Source organism: Pseudomonas sp. SWI44 (genome assembly GCF_002947915.1).
Taxonomy (GTDB): Bacteria; Pseudomonadota; Gammaproteobacteria; order Pseudomonadales; family Pseudomonadaceae; genus Aquipseudomonas; species Aquipseudomonas taiwanensis.
The window spans coordinates 5,343,592-5,359,057 of sequence record NZ_CP026674.1; the positions used below are offsets into that span (position 1 = coordinate 5,343,592).

The 15,466-nt window shown below is 63.0% G+C and carries 15 protein-coding genes; 2 read left to right on the forward strand and 13 right to left on the reverse strand.

Annotated features, from left to right (window positions below; translation table 11 throughout):
* Window positions 1-47: 47 nt before the first annotated feature.
* Window positions 48-764: a metallophosphoesterase gene (locus C4Q26_RS25230; RefSeq protein WP_104883850.1), complete on the forward strand. Its 717-nt coding sequence runs from the start codon at window positions 48-50 to the stop codon at window positions 762-764.
* Here C4Q26_RS25230 and C4Q26_RS25235 read toward each other — a convergent pair.
* Window positions 721-1,335 carry a LysE family translocator gene (locus C4Q26_RS25235; protein WP_104883851.1) on the reverse strand — a complete coding sequence of 205 codons (615 nt, stop codon included), beginning with the start codon at window positions 1,333-1,335 and terminating at the stop codon, window positions 721-723. The two genes, C4Q26_RS25230 and C4Q26_RS25235, sit on opposite strands and share 44 nt — an antisense overlap.
* A gap of 64 nt (window positions 1,336-1,399) precedes the next feature.
* Window positions 1,400-2,221, reverse strand: a complete 822-nt coding sequence (locus C4Q26_RS25240) for an AraC family transcriptional regulator (RefSeq protein WP_027907355.1) — start codon at window positions 2,219-2,221, stop codon at window positions 1,400-1,402.
* A gap of 138 nt (window positions 2,222-2,359) precedes the next feature.
* On the opposite strand from C4Q26_RS25240, the gene C4Q26_RS25245 reads away from it, so the two are divergent.
* On the forward strand, window positions 2,360-2,983 hold the full coding sequence (locus tag C4Q26_RS25245) for a LysE family translocator (RefSeq protein ID WP_023380751.1): 624 nt from the start codon (window positions 2,360-2,362) through the stop codon (window positions 2,981-2,983).
* A 50-nt stretch (window positions 2,984-3,033) separates the two neighbouring features.
* On the opposite strand, the gene C4Q26_RS25250 is transcribed toward C4Q26_RS25245, so the two are convergent.
* The 11 genes from C4Q26_RS25250 to C4Q26_RS25300 form a co-directional block, all read right to left on the reverse strand.
* On the reverse strand, window positions 3,034-3,309 hold the full coding sequence (locus C4Q26_RS25250; RefSeq protein WP_023380749.1) for a peptidylprolyl isomerase: 276 nt from the start codon (window positions 3,307-3,309) through the stop codon (window positions 3,034-3,036).
* A gap of 35 nt (window positions 3,310-3,344) precedes the next feature.
* On the reverse strand, window positions 3,345-5,303 hold the full coding sequence (locus C4Q26_RS25255; protein WP_104883852.1) for an acetoacetate--CoA ligase: 1,959 nt from the start codon (window positions 5,301-5,303) through the stop codon (window positions 3,345-3,347).
* Between the two features lie 58 nt (window positions 5,304-5,361).
* Window positions 5,362-5,841, reverse strand: a complete 480-nt coding sequence (gene eco, locus C4Q26_RS25260) for a serine protease inhibitor ecotin (protein WP_023380746.1) — start codon at window positions 5,839-5,841, stop codon at window positions 5,362-5,364.
* Between the two features lie 58 nt (window positions 5,842-5,899).
* Entirely contained in the window at window positions 5,900-6,670 is a 771-nt protein-coding gene (gene hbdH / locus C4Q26_RS25265) for a 3-hydroxybutyrate dehydrogenase (RefSeq protein ID WP_023380744.1), read from the reverse strand.
* A gap of 10 nt (window positions 6,671-6,680) precedes the next feature.
* Window positions 6,681-8,072: a GntP family permease gene (locus C4Q26_RS25270; RefSeq protein WP_104883853.1), complete on the reverse strand. Its 1,392-nt coding sequence runs from the start codon at window positions 8,070-8,072 to the stop codon at window positions 6,681-6,683.
* Window positions 8,073-8,327: 255 nt separating this feature from the next.
* A complete protein-coding gene (locus tag C4Q26_RS25275; RefSeq protein ID WP_104883854.1) occupies window positions 8,328-9,710 on the reverse strand; it encodes a sigma-54-dependent Fis family transcriptional regulator in 1,383 nt (460 codons plus the stop codon).
* Between the two features lie 82 nt (window positions 9,711-9,792).
* Complete coding sequence (locus C4Q26_RS25280) at window positions 9,793-10,809, reverse strand: ABC transporter permease (RefSeq protein ID WP_023380739.1); 1,017 nt, start codon at window positions 10,807-10,809, stop codon at window positions 9,793-9,795.
* Window positions 10,809-11,867 carry a microcin C ABC transporter permease YejB gene (locus C4Q26_RS25285; protein ID WP_023380737.1) on the reverse strand — a complete coding sequence of 353 codons (1,059 nt, stop codon included), beginning with the start codon at window positions 11,865-11,867 and terminating at the stop codon, window positions 10,809-10,811. Before C4Q26_RS25285 ends, C4Q26_RS25280 begins: the two co-directional genes overlap by 1 nt.
* Complete coding sequence (locus C4Q26_RS25290; RefSeq protein WP_104883855.1) at window positions 11,864-13,708, reverse strand: extracellular solute-binding protein; 1,845 nt, start codon at window positions 13,706-13,708, stop codon at window positions 11,864-11,866. Before C4Q26_RS25290 ends, C4Q26_RS25285 begins: the two co-directional genes overlap by 4 nt.
* A gap of 16 nt (window positions 13,709-13,724) precedes the next feature.
* Entirely contained in the window at window positions 13,725-14,006 is a 282-nt protein-coding gene (locus C4Q26_RS25295; protein WP_023380733.1) for a peptidylprolyl isomerase, read from the reverse strand.
* Window positions 14,007-14,084: 78 nt separating this feature from the next.
* The gene (locus C4Q26_RS25300; RefSeq protein ID WP_023380731.1) at window positions 14,085-15,146 is read right to left on the reverse strand and encodes a 3-deoxy-7-phosphoheptulonate synthase; all 1,062 of its coding nucleotides are present in this window, start codon (window positions 15,144-15,146) and stop codon (window positions 14,085-14,087) included.
* Between the last annotated feature and the right edge of the window lie 320 nt (window positions 15,147-15,466).

Below are 15,466 nucleotides of genomic sequence, written 5' to 3' on the forward strand. Positions count from 1 at the left end.
AAACCATTTTACGCCTGCCATGGGAGCTGCCGTAGAGGAATAGTGCAATGAGCCGGTTTCGGCGGGTAACCGCCAATGGCAAGGGGCGTGACTTGGCGGTGGGTGATATCCACGGGCATTTCAGCCGCCTTGAGCAGTTGTTGAATGCCGTGGGTTTCGACCCCGAGGTAGATCGCCTGTTCAGTGTCGGTGACCTGGTGGATCGGGGCCCGGAAAGCGAAGCGGTGCTGGATTGGCTTGCCCGGCCTTGGTTTCATGCCGTGCAGGGTAACCACGAGTCGCTGGCGGTGAACCACCTCAACGGCGGTCAGCTGGATCCGCAGATGTATCGCTCTGCCGGCGGAGGTTGGTTTCTGGATCTGCCCAGGACGGATCAGCAGCGTTTCGTCGATGCGTTCGAGCGCTTGCCAATCGCCATGGAAGTACAGACCTCCGAAGGCCTTGTCGGGTTGTTGCACGCTGACAGCCCGTTCGCCGACTGGAGCGTGCTGCGTGACCAACTCGAAGGCGTGCTCGAACCCAAAGTCTGCGAATTCTGCCAGTGGTCGCGCAGGCGCCTGCACGAGCGCGACAGCCGCGCGGTGGAAGGTCTGCGGGCACTGCTGGTGGGGCATACGCCGCTGGTCGAGGCCACGCTGCTGGGCAATGTCTGGCACTTGGATACCGGCGGCTGGAACCTTGGTCATTTCAGCCTGATGGACCTGCGCACACTGACCTTGGTCAACCCGCTACCAGGTGACCGATTAGCGCCATGGCCAACATGATCAGCAATGCGCCACTGAGCCTTTCCAGCCACGGCAAGGCGTACGCGAAGCGTTTCAGCACCCTGCGATTGCCGATGGTCACAGCGACCAGCAGGTCCCAGACCAGCACGATGCTGAACATCCAGCCAGCGTAGACGGTCTTCCAGGCACCGCTGCTGCTGGCGACCATGCTGGCCAGGCTTGCATAGAACAAGGCGTTCTTGGGGTTGAGGATTCCGGATAAAAAGCCCATGCCCAAGCAGCGGCTCCAGCCTCCGGCCGCTTGCACTTCGCCTGCCATTGCCAATTCGGTTTTCCCGGCGTGGCGAACGAACAACGTACCGATGTACAGCAGGTAACCCGCGCCAGCCACTTGCAAGGCGATGAACAAGGCGCTGCCGTCGCGCAGGATGGAAAGGCCGGCAAAGGCGCTGACGATGAAAAGACCATTGGCCAAGGCGATACCCAGGCATGCGCCGCTGGCAACTCGCCAGCCAGCGGATACCGAACTTCGGGCGACCAGGAAAAAGTCCGGGCCGGGCGAGACAAGGGCAAGGAAGTGGGCGAAGGCGACAATCAGAAACTGCTCCATGAGGCAGGTCACTCGGGTTACCAAAACCCCAGTCTGGCGTCGGCCCGATGGCGCGTATTGAAGATTATTGCGTGGCCCGGTACTGCCCTGGTGTCACACCCACATGGGCCTTGAACACTCGCTGGAAATGGCTCTGGTCGGCGAAGCCCAAGCGATAGGCGATTTCGGCCAGGTCATGCCCTTGAAGGAGCCAACGCCGCCCCCGATTGACGCGAGCGTTCAGCAGGTAGGCATGGGGCGTCATCCCGGTGGCCGCGCGAAAGGCACGGATCAGCTGATAGCGGCCCAGGCCTGCCTGGCTGGCCATCGCAGCCAGGCTCAGTTCAGCCGGGTCGTCGGCTTCCATGCGTTCGATCAGTGTTCTCAGGGTGGGCGCATCCAGCGACGGCGCAGGTGCAGGATACAGTGGCGGATGCACGGAAAAGTCATGGTCGCCGAGGAAGGCTACCAGTGCAGCTTCCTTCTCCGACGCGGCTGCCGTGGAGAACAGCAGGGCGTTCAGATCGCAGAACTCACGGTACAGCGCAGGGGATCGACTGATGCGTGCGGGGGCCCCGGTCTCGGCTGCGGCAAGACCGGACTCCAGACGCAACTGCGCCAGCCAGTGCGCGTCCACGTGCAGCATCTGGTAGCTCCAGGCCTGACCGGGTTCGGGGTTGCAGGCATGCACACGCTGCGCCGGAACCAGCACCAGGGTGCCAGGGGTGAGGTGCGCTTGCCCGGCACCGGCGCCGGTGAAATAGCTGCTGCCGGCATCCACCGCACCCATGGAGAAGGTTGGGTGGCTATGGGCCTTGTAGCAGGCCCGGCTATCGCAGGCGCGGCGGCTTTCGACGAAGGGCAGCGCCGCATCGCGCCACAGCGCGGGGGACGAGGAAGAGGGCATGGCAGGCTCCTTGATCACTCAGGCAGCTTACCAGCGCCAAGGCCAAGGGGGCGACCGTACAGTTTTTTCCCATGGCTGTACCTTGACCCTGGTGCGGGCGAACGTCGAAATAAGCACTTGACGTCTGGGAGAACGCGAATGGACCTGTCGAGCCTGCTGTTATTCATACCCGCCTGCTTTGCCCTGAACATGGCACCGGGGCCAAACAACCTGCTTTCGCTGCACAACGCCAGCCGCTATGGCCTGCGTACGGCCTGTGTCGCCGGCGGCGGGCGAATCGTCGCCTTCAGTGGCATGATCGCGCTGGCGGCCATGGGCCTGGCCGTGGTGCTGCACACCAGCGAATACCTGTTCCTGACGATCAAGGTGGTGGGCGCAGCGTATCTGTTCTATATCGCCTGGCAGTTGTGGCGTGCTCCAGTGGGTGATGCCGTGCTGGCAGCCGACCATCCGCGCGGCACCTGGCGCCTGGCTCGTCAGGAGTTCTGGGTGGCAGCGGGCAACCCCAAGGCCATCTTGATCTTCACCGCTTTCCTGCCACAGTTCGTGTCCGTGGGCAGCGCCACGCCTGTGAGTGAGCAGTTCCTGTGGTTGGGCGTGCTGTTCCTGCTGCTGGAATGGGCCGCCATCGCCCTCTACGCCGGGCTTGGTGCATACCTGCAACGCTGGTTCAGCCAGCCTGCGCCGCGTCGGTTGTTCAACCGGGTCAGCGCCTCCTTGCTTGGCTGCGCTGGCCTCGGACTGCTGGCGGCACGTCGCTAGGATTGGCTCAAGCCCAGGTTGACGCCGTGGCTTGCGCGGTGACTGCTCGATCAGTCGCGGTAGAAGGTCTGCACCAGGTGATAGCCGAACTTGCTCTTGATCGGCCCATGCACCACACGTAACGCCTTCTTGAAGATCACCTGGTCGATTGCCCCTACCAGTTGCCCGGGGCGTACTTCGCCAAGATCGCCACCGCGCTTGCCCGATGGGCAAGTGGAAAACTTCTTGGCCAATACGTCAAAAGCCTCGCCGTTGGCGATGCGCTGCTTGAGCTTCTCGGCTTCCTCAGCGGTCTTGACCAGGATATGGCGGGCTTGGGCTTTCATGGGACACCTGTGCTTCGGGGCAAAAAAGGGCGACATTATGCCTGATCGCGCAACTCCGTGCGGTCGCGAAACTGGTCCAGTGCCTCTGGGTTGGCCAAGGCATCGGTGTTCTTCACCGGCCGCCCATGCACCACGTTGCGAATCGCCAATTCCACCAGCTTGCCGCTGATGGTGCGGGGAATGTCGGTGACCTGCGCGATGACCGCCGGTACATGACGCGGTGTGGTGTACTGGCGGATCACCTGGCGGATACGCTGGCGCAGATCGTCATCCAGGAGCAGACCGTCGCGCAGGCGCACGAACAGCACCACACGCACATCGCCGTGCCACTCCTGGCCAATGGCAACGCTTTCCAGCACTTGTTCGACCTTTTCCACCTGGCGGTAGATCTCCGCCGTGCCGATACGCACCCCTCCAGGGTTGAGCACCGCATCGGAACGACCGTGGATCACCAAGCCCCCGCTGGTCAGTTGCTCGGCATAATCGCCCTGCGCCCAGACACCCGGAAACTGGCTGAAGTAGGCGTCGTGATAGCGGCTGCCATCGGGGTCGTTCCAAAAACCCAGCGGCATGCAGGGGAAGTGATGGATGCACACCAGCTCGCCCTTCTCGCCTGTTACCGGCCTGCCGTGTTCGTCCCACACCTCGACCGCCATACCCAGGCCCTTGCACTGGATTTCGCCGCGGCGTACCGGCAAGGTCGGATTGCCGAGCACGAAGCACGAGACGATGTCGGTGCCACCCGACATCGACGCCAGGCACAGGTCCGCCTTGATCTTGCCGTAGACGTAGTCATAGCTGTGCGGCGACAACGGTGAGCCGGTGGACATGATCAGTCGCAGCTTGTCGAGTCGATGGCTGTTGCACGGCTCGATGCCTTCCTGCTCCAGCGCGGCCAGGTACTTGGCACTGGTGCCGAAGGCACGGATGCCCTCGGCGTCGATGAGGTCGAGCAGTCGTTCGGGGCCGGGGTGGAAGGGAGAGCCGTCATACAACACCAAGGTGGCCCCGACCGCCAGGCCGCTGGCCAGCCAGTTCCACATCATCCAGCCGCAGGTGGTGTAGTAGAACAGTACATCGTCGGCCTTCAGGTCATTGTGCAGGCCATGCTCCTTGAGGTGCTGCAGCAGCACGCCACCGGCGCCATGAACGATGCACTTGGGTACTCCGGTGGTTCCGCTGGAGTAGAGGATGTACAGCGGGTGATCGAACGGCAGCGGGACGAAGTTGGGTGAACCGCCGGCCCGGTAGAAATCGTCCCACAGGCTTGCCTGCGGTGCACTGAACGCATCGGCGTGGGTCTGGGTGCGGGTGTAGGGCACTATCAGCAACTGTTCGAGGCCTGGCAACTGGGCGCAGACCTGGTTGATCTTGTCCACCTGGTCGAGGGTCTTGCCAGCGTAGTGATAACCAGCACAGGCGATCAGCAGCTTCGGCTCGATCTGCCCGAAGCGGTCGATAATGCCGTGCAAGCCAAACTCCGGCGAACAACTGGACCACACCGCCCCGAGGCTGGTGCAGGCAAGCATCGCTACCAGGGTTTCCCAGGTGTTGGGCATGATCGCTGCTACCCGATCGCCGACGCCTATGCCGGCGGCGATGAAGGCCCTTTGCAGACCGGCGACATGGCTTGCCAGTTGAGCATGGGTCAGCACCACGCGCAGGCCATCCTCGCGCACACTGATCAGCGCCGGACGATCATCGCGCCGGTGCAGCAAGTGCTCGGCGAAATTCAGGGTCCCGCCGGCAAACCACCGGGCGTCCGGCATCAGTGGCCCTTCGCTGAGCACCTGGCTGGCAGGGGTATGCCAACGCACATGGAAGTACTCGGCCAGCGTCTGCCAGAAGGCGGCGCGGTGCTCGATACTCCAGCGATGCAGCGCCGGGTAGTCGTTGAGTTCAAGGTTGTAGCGCAGGTTGACTCGGCGACGGAACGCATCCATCCGGCTGGCCTCGATCTGCGCCGTGGAGGGGCGCCAGAGCACATCGTTCATGCCGAACCTCCGCAGGATCTGGGGCGTGGGGCCGCGAAGCAGCCCCACAGAGGGTCTCTTATTCCACTTTAGCCTTTTGTACGTCCTGCGATGCCGACCAGACGCGATAGCGCACTTCGACGCCTTCGGGTACATACACCACCACCGGCAGCTTGCTGTTGTAGCGGACCATGAAGCCTTCACCGACCACTGGCACGAAGGCCTCGGTCTTCTTGCCGTCCGGGCAGGCCATCAGGGTGCTGACCGGGCCGCCGACTTTCTCCAGACGGTAGTAGCTATAACCCCAGCCTTGCAGTGTTTTTTCTTCCAGGCTGCCGGCCAGGCGCTGGCGGTTGCAGTCCACCTGCAAGGTCTTGCCTGCCAGGATTTCCAGAGTGTGGGCCGATTCATCGGCCTGGGCCGGCAGGTGGATCACCTGCCGGGTGAAGCCTTTTTCAGCCTTGGGGTAGGGTGCGACATCTTCAAGTTTGGCGGCCATCGCCGGGGCGGCCATGGCCAGGGTCAGGGAACACATCGCGAACAGACGGGTAGGGCGCATAGGGCCTCCTTGCAATCAAACGGGTGCAATGCCGCCGCCAGGCCCCGGTCGCCCTCTGTCATTGGGCCAGCCAGCCGCCATCGACGTTCCAGGCGGCGCCGCGGACCTGGCTTGCGGCCTCGCTGCAGAGGAACAATACCAGTTCACCCAGATGCTCGGGAGTGACGAAGGCCAATGAAGGTTGTTTCTCGGCCAGCAGGTCGTGCTGGGCTTGCAGCGGATCGCCGCCATGGGCTGCACGGTCGTCAATCTGCTTTTGCACCAATGGCGTCAGCACCCAGCCAGGGCAGATGGCGTTGCAGGTGACGTTGTCGGTAGCGGTTTCCAGTCCGACCACTTTGGTCAGCCCGACCACGCCATGCTTGGCCGCCACATACGCGGCCTTGCCGCTGGAGCCGACCAAGCCATGCACCGAGGCGATGTTGATGATCCGCCCCCAGTTGCGTTCGCGCATGCCTGGCAGCGCCAGCCGGGTTCCGTGGAACACCGCCGACAGGTTGAGGGCGATGATCTTGTCCCAGGCTTGTACCGGGAACTGCTCCACCGGCGCCACATGTTGAATACCAGCATTGTTGACCAGGATATCGACACCGCCGAATTCGCGATTGGCGAGGGCGAACAGCGCCTCGATCTGGGCCGCATCGGACAGATCCGCCGGGTGATGCGCTACCTTCACGCCGTGGCGGGCGATCTCGGCCAGGGCTGGCGCCGGGTCGCCGAAGCCATTGAGCACGATGTTGGCACCCGCGCGCGCCAGCACTTGGGCGATGCCCAGGCCAATGCCGCTGGTGGAACCGGTGACGAGTGCAGTCTTGCCGTTGAGCGTCATGTAAAGCTCCTTAGACGATGCCGGTGGCGTAGAAAGTGGCGATGACCACGAATACCGCCAGGGTCTTGATCAATGTAATGCCGAAAATGTCTTTGTAGGCCTCGCGATGGGTCAGGCCCGTCACCGCCAGCAATGTGATCACCGCGCCGTTGTGCGGCAGGGTATCCATGCCGCCGCTGGCCATGGCGGCCACCCGGTGGAGCACTTCGAGCGGAATGTTGGCGGCGTTGGCAGCGGCGATGAAGCTTTCGCTCATGGCAGCCAGGGCGATGCTCATGCCACCGGATGCCGAGCCGGTGATGCCCGCCAGCAGCGTGACGGTAATGGCTTCGTTGACCAGCGGGTTGGGGATGGCGCGCAGGGCATCGGCCAGTACCAGGAATCCCGGCAGCGACGCAATCACTGCGCCGAAACCGTACTCCGAGGCGGTATTCATTGCCGCCAGCAGCGCACCACTGACCGCGCTCTTGGTGCCCTCCGCCAGGCGTGTACGAATGGCGCCAAAGGCACACACCAGTACCATCAAGATACCCACCAGCAAGGCTGCCTGCACTGCCCAGATGGCCGTGAGCTTGGCCACGTCGCTGTTGACCGGCGCGCTCATGCCCGGCAGTTGCAGGGTGTGGCTGGGGCCGTACCACTGTGGAATCCAATGGGTGAACAGCAGGTTCATGACCCCCACCAGCACCAGGGGCGACAAGGCCAGCCAGGGGTTGGGCAAGGTCAGGTCGGGGGCGGTCTCCGGCTCGTTGCGCAGGTCCTTGCCATAGCCTTCGCCTGCGCGCTGGGCCTTGTTGCGCTGGCGTTGCAGGTAGAGCATGCCTGCGCAGAACACGAACAAGGTGCCGATCAGTCCCAGCCAGGGTGCGGCCCAGGCGGTGGTATTGAAGAATGTGCTGGGGATGATGTTCTGGATCTGCGGCGTGCCGGGCAGGGCGTCCATGGTAAAGGAGAACGCACCGAGGGCGATGGTCGCCGGGATCAGTCGCTTGGGGATGTCGCTTTGGCGGAACATTTCGGCGGCGAACGGGTAAACCGCGAACACCACCACGAACAGCGACACGCCCCCGTAGGTAAGCAAGGCGCAGACAAGTACGATCACCAGCATGGCTTGCCGGGTGCCGAGCAGACCGATGGCAGCCGCGACGATGGAGCGAGAGAAGCCTGACAGTTCGATCAGCTTGCCGAACACCGCGCCTAGCAGGAAGACCGGGAAGTAGAGTTTGATGAAGCCGACCATTTTCTCCATGAACACCCCGGTGAATGCGGGGGCCACGGCGGCCGGGTCAGTGAGCAGTACCGCGCCGAGGGCGGCGATGGGGGCGAACAGGATCACGCTGTAGCCGCGGTAGGCGGCCAGCATCAGCAGGGCCAGGGCGGCCAGTGCGATGAGCACGGTCATCGGGATGAATCTCCTGGGTGGGTCTTGTTGTTATCGGTTACCAGGGGATAGCGGGAATCGTGCCAACCTTATAAGTGATTGAATTACATAGATAAATTTGGTGGTTATGACATATTTGTCTCTGATTTGAGACGGTTGGGCCCGCTTTGCAGTCCCTCGCCGGCACGCCGGGTCCTAACACGTGTCGTGTAGGCGAAGGATTGCCGGCGGTTGGGGTGGTATCCCTATATAGAGACAAGAATCTCAAAAATGAGACTAAAGCCCAAGCGCCACCATCTTCTTGTATAAGGTAGAGCGCCCCAGCCCCAACAACTTAGCGGCTTGCGGCACATTCCCCGAACATTCCAGCAAGGCATCGCCAATCAACTTGCGCTCGAACTGTTCACAGGCCTCTCGGTATGTTTGCCGCGTCACAGCCGCCGCCACCGGGCTCAATGGCCCCAGCGCCGAGCGTACTTCCGCAGGCCCCAGCCGCGGCTGGTCGGCCAACAACGTGGCCCGCTCCAACACATTGCGCAACTCCCGGATATTTCCTGGCCACGCGTGCCGGGCCAATAGCTGCAATGCCTCGGGCTCCAACTCGTACTGGCTGCCCAGCTCGGCCAGGATCGCTTCGCATAACGCTGGCAAGTCTTCCAGGCGCTCACGCAATGGCGGCACGTCGATGGGCAGCACGTTCAACCGGTAATACAGGTCGGCGCGAAATGCTCCACGGTCCATGGCGGCCTGCAGGTCGATGGAGGTGGCGGCGATAATCCGCACGTCGCTGCGCAGCATCTGGTTCGAACCCACAGGCTCGTATTCCTTTTCCTGCAGCACGCGCAGCAACTTGCTCTGCAGGGCCAGCGGCATGTCACCGATCTCGTCCAGGAACAGCGTGCCGCCCTCGGCCAGTTGCAGCTTGCCGCTGCGCCCCTTTCGGTCGGCGCCGGTGAAGGCACCTGGGGCGGTGCCGAAGAATTCGGCCTCCAGCAAGGTCTCTGGAATGGCCGCGCTGTTGATGCTGACGAACGCCTTGTGCGCGCGCGCCGAGGCGGCATGAATCGCATGGGCCAGCAACTCCTTGCCGGTGCCGGTCTCGCCCAGCAACAGCACGGGCGAATCGCTGCTCGCGCCACGCCGCGCCCGGCGCTTGGCCTCGAGGCTGGCCGCGCTGCTGCCGACGAACTGGGCGAAGCTGTACTTGGCCTGACGTGCCCTTAGCTGTGAGCGGGTGGACGCCAATTCTTGCTGCATGCTCGAGTAGCGTTTGAGGAGTGGCGACAGGCTGCGCAGTTCGTCAAACAAGGCAAAGCCGATGGCCCCGATCAGCGCGCCCTGGTCATCGTGGATGGGCAAGCGCATGACCACCAAAGGGTCGTTGTGGGTGTCGAGCATGTCCAGCAGGATTGGCCGGCCATTGCTGACCACCTCCCGCATCAGGCTGCCAGGGATCACCGACTCACACGGCTGGCCGATGGCGCTCGCGGCATCGGCCAGGCCAAAGCGCCGGGCATAGCGCTCGTTCATCCAGACGATGCGGGCCTGGCGGTCGACGATCACCGTGCCTTCGCTGGATTGCTCGATGATCTCGAACAGCGAGCGGATCGCCAGTTGCCTTACCTGGGGATAGTCCTTGAGGCTGTCGCTGTCGTGCATGGAGGAGGCCTGTTGAGGGGGAGACGCATTATGCGGCGAGGTATGGCCTGGGTGAAGACTGTGCTGCCTTGTCCGCGCCACGCTAGCGGCGAGGATCGAAAGCTTCGCGCAGGGCATCACCAATGAACACCAGTAGCGACAGGATCACCGCGAGGGCGAAGAACGCGGTAAAGCCCAACCACGGTGCCTCTAGGTGTTGCTTGCCCTGGGTCACCAGTTCGCCCAGCGAAGCGCTCCCTGCCGGCATGCCGAAGCCAAGGAAGTCCAATGCGGTCAGGGTGGTGATGGCCCCGGTGAGCATGAAGGGGATGAAGGTCAGGGTGGCATTCATGGCGTTGGGCAGGATATGCCGCAGCATCACCTGGGTATCGGGCAACCCGAGGGCACGGGCGGCCTTGACGTACTCAAGGTTACGCCCACGAAGGAACTCGGCGCGCACCACATCGACCAGGCTAAGCCATGAGAACAGCGCCATGATCCCCAGCAGCCACCAGAAGTCAGGCTCGACGAAACCACTGAGGATGATCAGCAGGTACAGCACCGGCAACCCTGACCATACCTCCAGCAACCGTTGCCCGAGCAGGTCGACCCAGCCGCCGTGGTAGCCCTGCAGGGCGCCGGCCATTACCCCGATCAGCACACTGACGACGGTAAGGGCGAAGGCAAACAGCAGCGACACCCGTGTGCCATAAAGCACCCTGGCCAGTACATCGCGTCCCTGGTCGTCGGTGCCCAGCCAGTTGCTGGCACTGGGTGGGCTGGGTGTGGGCACCTGCAGGTCGTAGTTTGGCGTGTCGGCGCTGAAGGGAATTGGGGCGAACAGCATCCAGCCACCCTGGCTTTCGATCAGTTGGCGCACATAGGCACTGCGATAGTCAGGCTGAAACGGCAATTGGCCGCCGAACTGCTGCTCGCTGTAGCGCTTGAACGCTGGAGCGTACAACTCGCCCTTGTAGCCCAGCAGCAAGGGTTTGTCATTGGCCACTAGCTCGGCGCCGAGGCTCAGCACAAGCAATCCGGCGAACAGCCACAAGGAAAGCCAGCCGCGGCGGTGGTTGCGAAAACGCTGCAGGCGGCGGCGGGAGACAGGCGAAAGCATCAGCGTACCCTCGCGTCGAAGTCGATGCGTGGGTCGAGCAGGGTGTAGGACAAGTCGCCGATCAAGCGAATCAGCAACCCCGCCAGGGTGAAGATGAACAGCGTGCCGAACACGATCGGGTAGTCCCTCGACACCGCGGCCTCATAGCTCAGGCGGCCCAGGCCATCGAGGGAGAAAATCACCTCGATCATCAGCGAACCGGCGAAGAACACTGTGATCAATGCCTGGGGCAGGCCGGCCAGGACCAGCAGCATGGCGTTGCGCAATACATGCCCGTACAGGACCCGGCGCTCACTGAGGCCTTTGGCCCGCGCCGTGACCACGTACTGGCGGGAAATCTCGTCGAGGAAAGCGTTCTTGGTCAGCAGCGTGAGCGTGGCGAAACCGCCGATCACCAGCGATCCGACAGGCAGTATCAGGTGCCAGAAATAGTCCGCGACCTTGCCCAGTAGGCTGAGTTGGTCGAAATTCTCCGAGACCAGCCCACGCACCGGGAACCAGTTGAGCGAGGTGCCACCTGCGAAGAGTACGATCAGCAACAGGGCGAACAGGAACGAGGGCAGGGCATAGCCGACCACGATCAGCGCGCTGCTCCAGGCATCGAAGCGACTACCGTGGCGCACTGCCTTGCGGATCCCCAGCGGGATGGACACCAGATAAGTGATCAGGGTGGCCCAGAAACCCAGGGACAGGGTCACCGGCAGTTTCTCCAGAATCAGGTCGGTCACCTTGGCGCCGCGGAAGAAACTCTGGCCGAAATCCAGCCGGGCATACTGTTCGAGCATCAACCAGAGGCGCTCGGGGGCGGACTTGTCGAAGCCGTATTGATGCTTGATCTCTTCGAGCAGCTTGGGGTCCAGGCCACGGCCAGCGCGAGACTCGCCATGCACGGCCTCGGCCCGTGCCCCGGGCGCACCGCCACCCAGCCCCTGCAGCCTGGCCACCGCCTGTTCGACCGGACCGCCCGGCGCAGCCTGGACGATGACGAAGTTGACCAGCAGGATGGCCAGCAGGGTAGGCACGATCAACAACAGGCGACGCAGGATATAGGCAGTCATGGCGACATCTTCCGGCGCTCGGCCATCTGCGCATTGGTCAGTGCGGTCGGGCTGATTTCCCACCAGGTGTCCAGGCCTTCATCATAGGCAGCCTGGACCTTGGGCAGGCCAAAACGGTTCCACCAGACGGTGGAGCTGCCGGGTGGATAGTAGTTGGGGATCCAGTAGTAGTTCCATTGCAGCACCCGGTCCAGGGCATGGGCGTGGCGCAGCATGTCGGCCTGGGTGCTGGCGCGGACCAGGCCATCGATCAAGGTGTCCACCGCCGGGTCCTTGAGCACCATCAGGTTGTTCGACCCCGGGTCGTTGGCCGCTGCCGAGCCGAAGTAATTGTACAGTTCGGCACCGGGCGACAAGGTGACAGGGTAGCCGGTGACGATCATGTCGTAGTCTCGGGCCATCAGACGGTTGATGTACTGAGCCGAGTCGACGTTGCGGATATTCAGCGTGATGCCGATCTGCGCCAGGTTGCGCTTCCACGGCAGTAGCAGCCGCTCCATCCCGGACTGGCCGTTCAAGAAGGTGAACGCCAGCGGTTCGCCCTGCGCATTCACTAGCTGGTCACCCTGGGGGTGCCAGCCGGCCTGCTGCAACAAGGCCAGTGCCTGCAGCTGCTGCGTTCGGATGATGCCAGAGCCGTCGGTCACCGGTGCCGTATACACCTGGCTGAATACTTCATCGGGGACCTTGCCCCGTAGCGGTTCGAGCACCTGCAGTTCGCTGGCGTCGGGCAGCGCACGGGCAGCAAGGGGGGTGTTGGAGAACATGCTCTGCTGGCGGATGTACAGGCGGCGCATCATCTGCCGGTTGCTCCATTCGAAATCCCAGAGCATCGCCAGCGCCTGGCGCACACGGCGGTCGTTGAATTGCGGGCGGTCCAGGTTGAACACGAAGCCCTGGGCCGTTTGCGGCTTGGCAGGGCCTAGATGGGCCCGTTGCAAGCGACCATCGTCCAGCTGCGCGCCATTGTAGCCTAGCGTGTAGGCCGTTGCGGAGAACTCGCGGTTGTAGTCGTAGCCGCCGCCCTTGAGCACCTGGCGGGCCACTTCGGTGTCGCCAAAGTACTCGATGCGGATCTGGTCGAAATTGTAGCGGCCACGGCTGGCCGGCAAATCTTTGGCCCACCAGCCGGTGTTGCGTTCGAAGGTGATGCTGCGGCCGTTGTCGATCCGGCCGATTCGGTAAGGGCCGCTACCGACGGGCTTTTCAAAGCCTGCGCCATTGGCAAAGTCACGGTTCTGCCAGTCGTGCTCAGGCAGTACCGGAAGGCTGGCCACGTCCAAGGCCAGGGTACGGCCATGGGGTTGCTTGAAATCGAAGCGTACCCGATGCGGGCTTTCCACCGTCACGCTGGTAACTTCCGCGAACTGGGTGCGGAACTTGAGGCTGCCCTTGCTCATCAGCAACTGGTAGGTAAACCGTACGTCTTCGGCGCGCACCGGCTTGCCATCGGCGAAGGTGGCGCGCGGGTCGATCTCCAAACGCAGCCAGGCATCGTCTGGCCCACGCTCCATGCGCCGGGCGATCAGCCCATAGACGGTGTAGGGTTCGTCGAACGAGCGCACTGCCAGGGGCGCATACAGCCAGCCGTCGACCTCGGAAACACCGATGCCTTTGTCGATGTAGGGCAGGATGTGGTCGAACTGGCCGATTTCGATGGCCGAACGGCGAATGCTACCGCCTTTGGGTGCATCGGGGTTGACGTAGTCGAAATGGCGGAAGGCCTGGCCATAACGGGGGGCTTCACCATAGACGGTGAGGGCGTGGGTGGGGGCTGCCTTGGCTGTGAGGGACAGGCACAACAGTGCGAGCCCCCACACGCTTGCTCCCCTGGGGAACATCACCGGCAACGGTGACTTAGTCCTGGCGGCTGGTCACTTCCAGCAGGTGGTAACCGAATTGGGTCTTCACCGGGCCTTGGACAACATTCAGCGGGGCGCTGAACACCACGGTATCGAATTCGCGAACCATCTGGCCTGGACCGAACGAGCCCAGGTCACCGCCTTGACGGCTGGACGGACAGGTGGAATTGGCCTTGGCGACTTCAGCGAAGTCGGCACCGGCTTCGATCTGGGCTTTGAGCTCGTTGCATTTCTCTTCCGAGCTGACCAGGATGTGGCGGGCAGTGGCACGTGCCATGGGAACTACTCCTTGGGTAAAAAAGCAAGCCTAACGCACTTGTCTGGGATATGTCTCGCAAGGCTTGCTGTACGTTTCCTACAAGCGCGCTGCCGCGTCACGCAACAGCGTTTCGGTCGACGCCCAGCCCAGGCAACCATCGGTAATCGACACGCCGTACTTCAACGTGCCCTTGTCCAGTGCCTGGCAACCGTCGAACAGATGCCCTTCGAGCATCACGCCGACGATCGAGCGATCACCGGCCAGGCGTTGGCTCAGCACCTGCTCGAACACGGCCGGTTGGCGAGCCGGGTCTTTGCCGCTGTTGGCATGACTGCAATCGACCATGATCCGTGCTGCCAGCCCTGCTTTGGCCAGGCCCTGGCGGGCTTGGGCGATGCTCTGTGCGTCGTAGTTGGGGCCTTTGTGGCCACCGCGCAGTACCAGGTGGGTATCCGGATTGCCCAGGGTTTCGATGATCGCCGGGTAGCCCTGCGCATCCATGCCGAAGTGGCGATGGGGATGGGCGGCGCTACGCATGGCGTCGCAGGCGATTCCGACACCGCCATCGGTGCCATTCTTGAAGCCCACTGGCAGTTCGAGCCCGCTGACCATCTCGCGGTGAATCTGCGACTCGGTGGTGCGTGCGCCAATGGCGGCCCAGCCCAGCAGGTCGTCGAAGTAGCTGGCGGCCATCGGTTGCAGCAGTTCGGTGGCAATCGGCAGGCCGCGCTCGATCATGTTGAGCATCAGGCCACGGGACAAGGCGATACCCGAGTGCATGTCATCGCTGCCATCGAGGTGCGGGTCGTAGGCCAGGCCTTTCCAGCCGACGGTGGTGCGTGGCTTTTCGACGTAGGCACGCATCACCAGCAACAGCTGGTCGTTCACTTCGCGGCTGAGGGCTGCGAGGCGGTCGGCGTATTCCAGGGCCGAGCGCGGGTCGTGGATCGAGCACGGGCCGACGACTACCAAAAGACGTTCGTCGCGGCCTTCGAGAATGGCGCGGATCGCTTGGCGGTGGGCCTGGACTTGTTGGGCGAGCTCGAGGGACAGCGGCATCTGCTGCTTGAGCAAGTGCGGGCTGGGCAGGCGCTTGCTGACGGTGGTGTTGGCAGCTTGAGGCTGGGAAAGGGGCAGGGCGAGGTTGGAAGCTTGCATGGCGTGGTATCCCTGGGCGGACGGCGGGTGCTGGCCCGCTCGATCGGCCCTATCGAGGTGTTCGACAGATCGTCAAATTCGGTTCTTGTGCGGCAGTGCCACCGGAGATCGACCGTACGGAGGCGGCAGGCTGGCCCGAACGGGGTTGGCTAAATCGCCAGGCATAGGTATTTGCGTAGCAGTAAGTGGCGTAGTTCATGAATCTGTCCTCAGTGTGAATCGGTGTTGTCGATGGCCTGAAAAGCAAAACCCCCGGTCGGGGAGCCGACCGGGGGTTTGAGTATTCTCGTATTCGGCGGCCCCTCGAAAGTGGGCGCCGT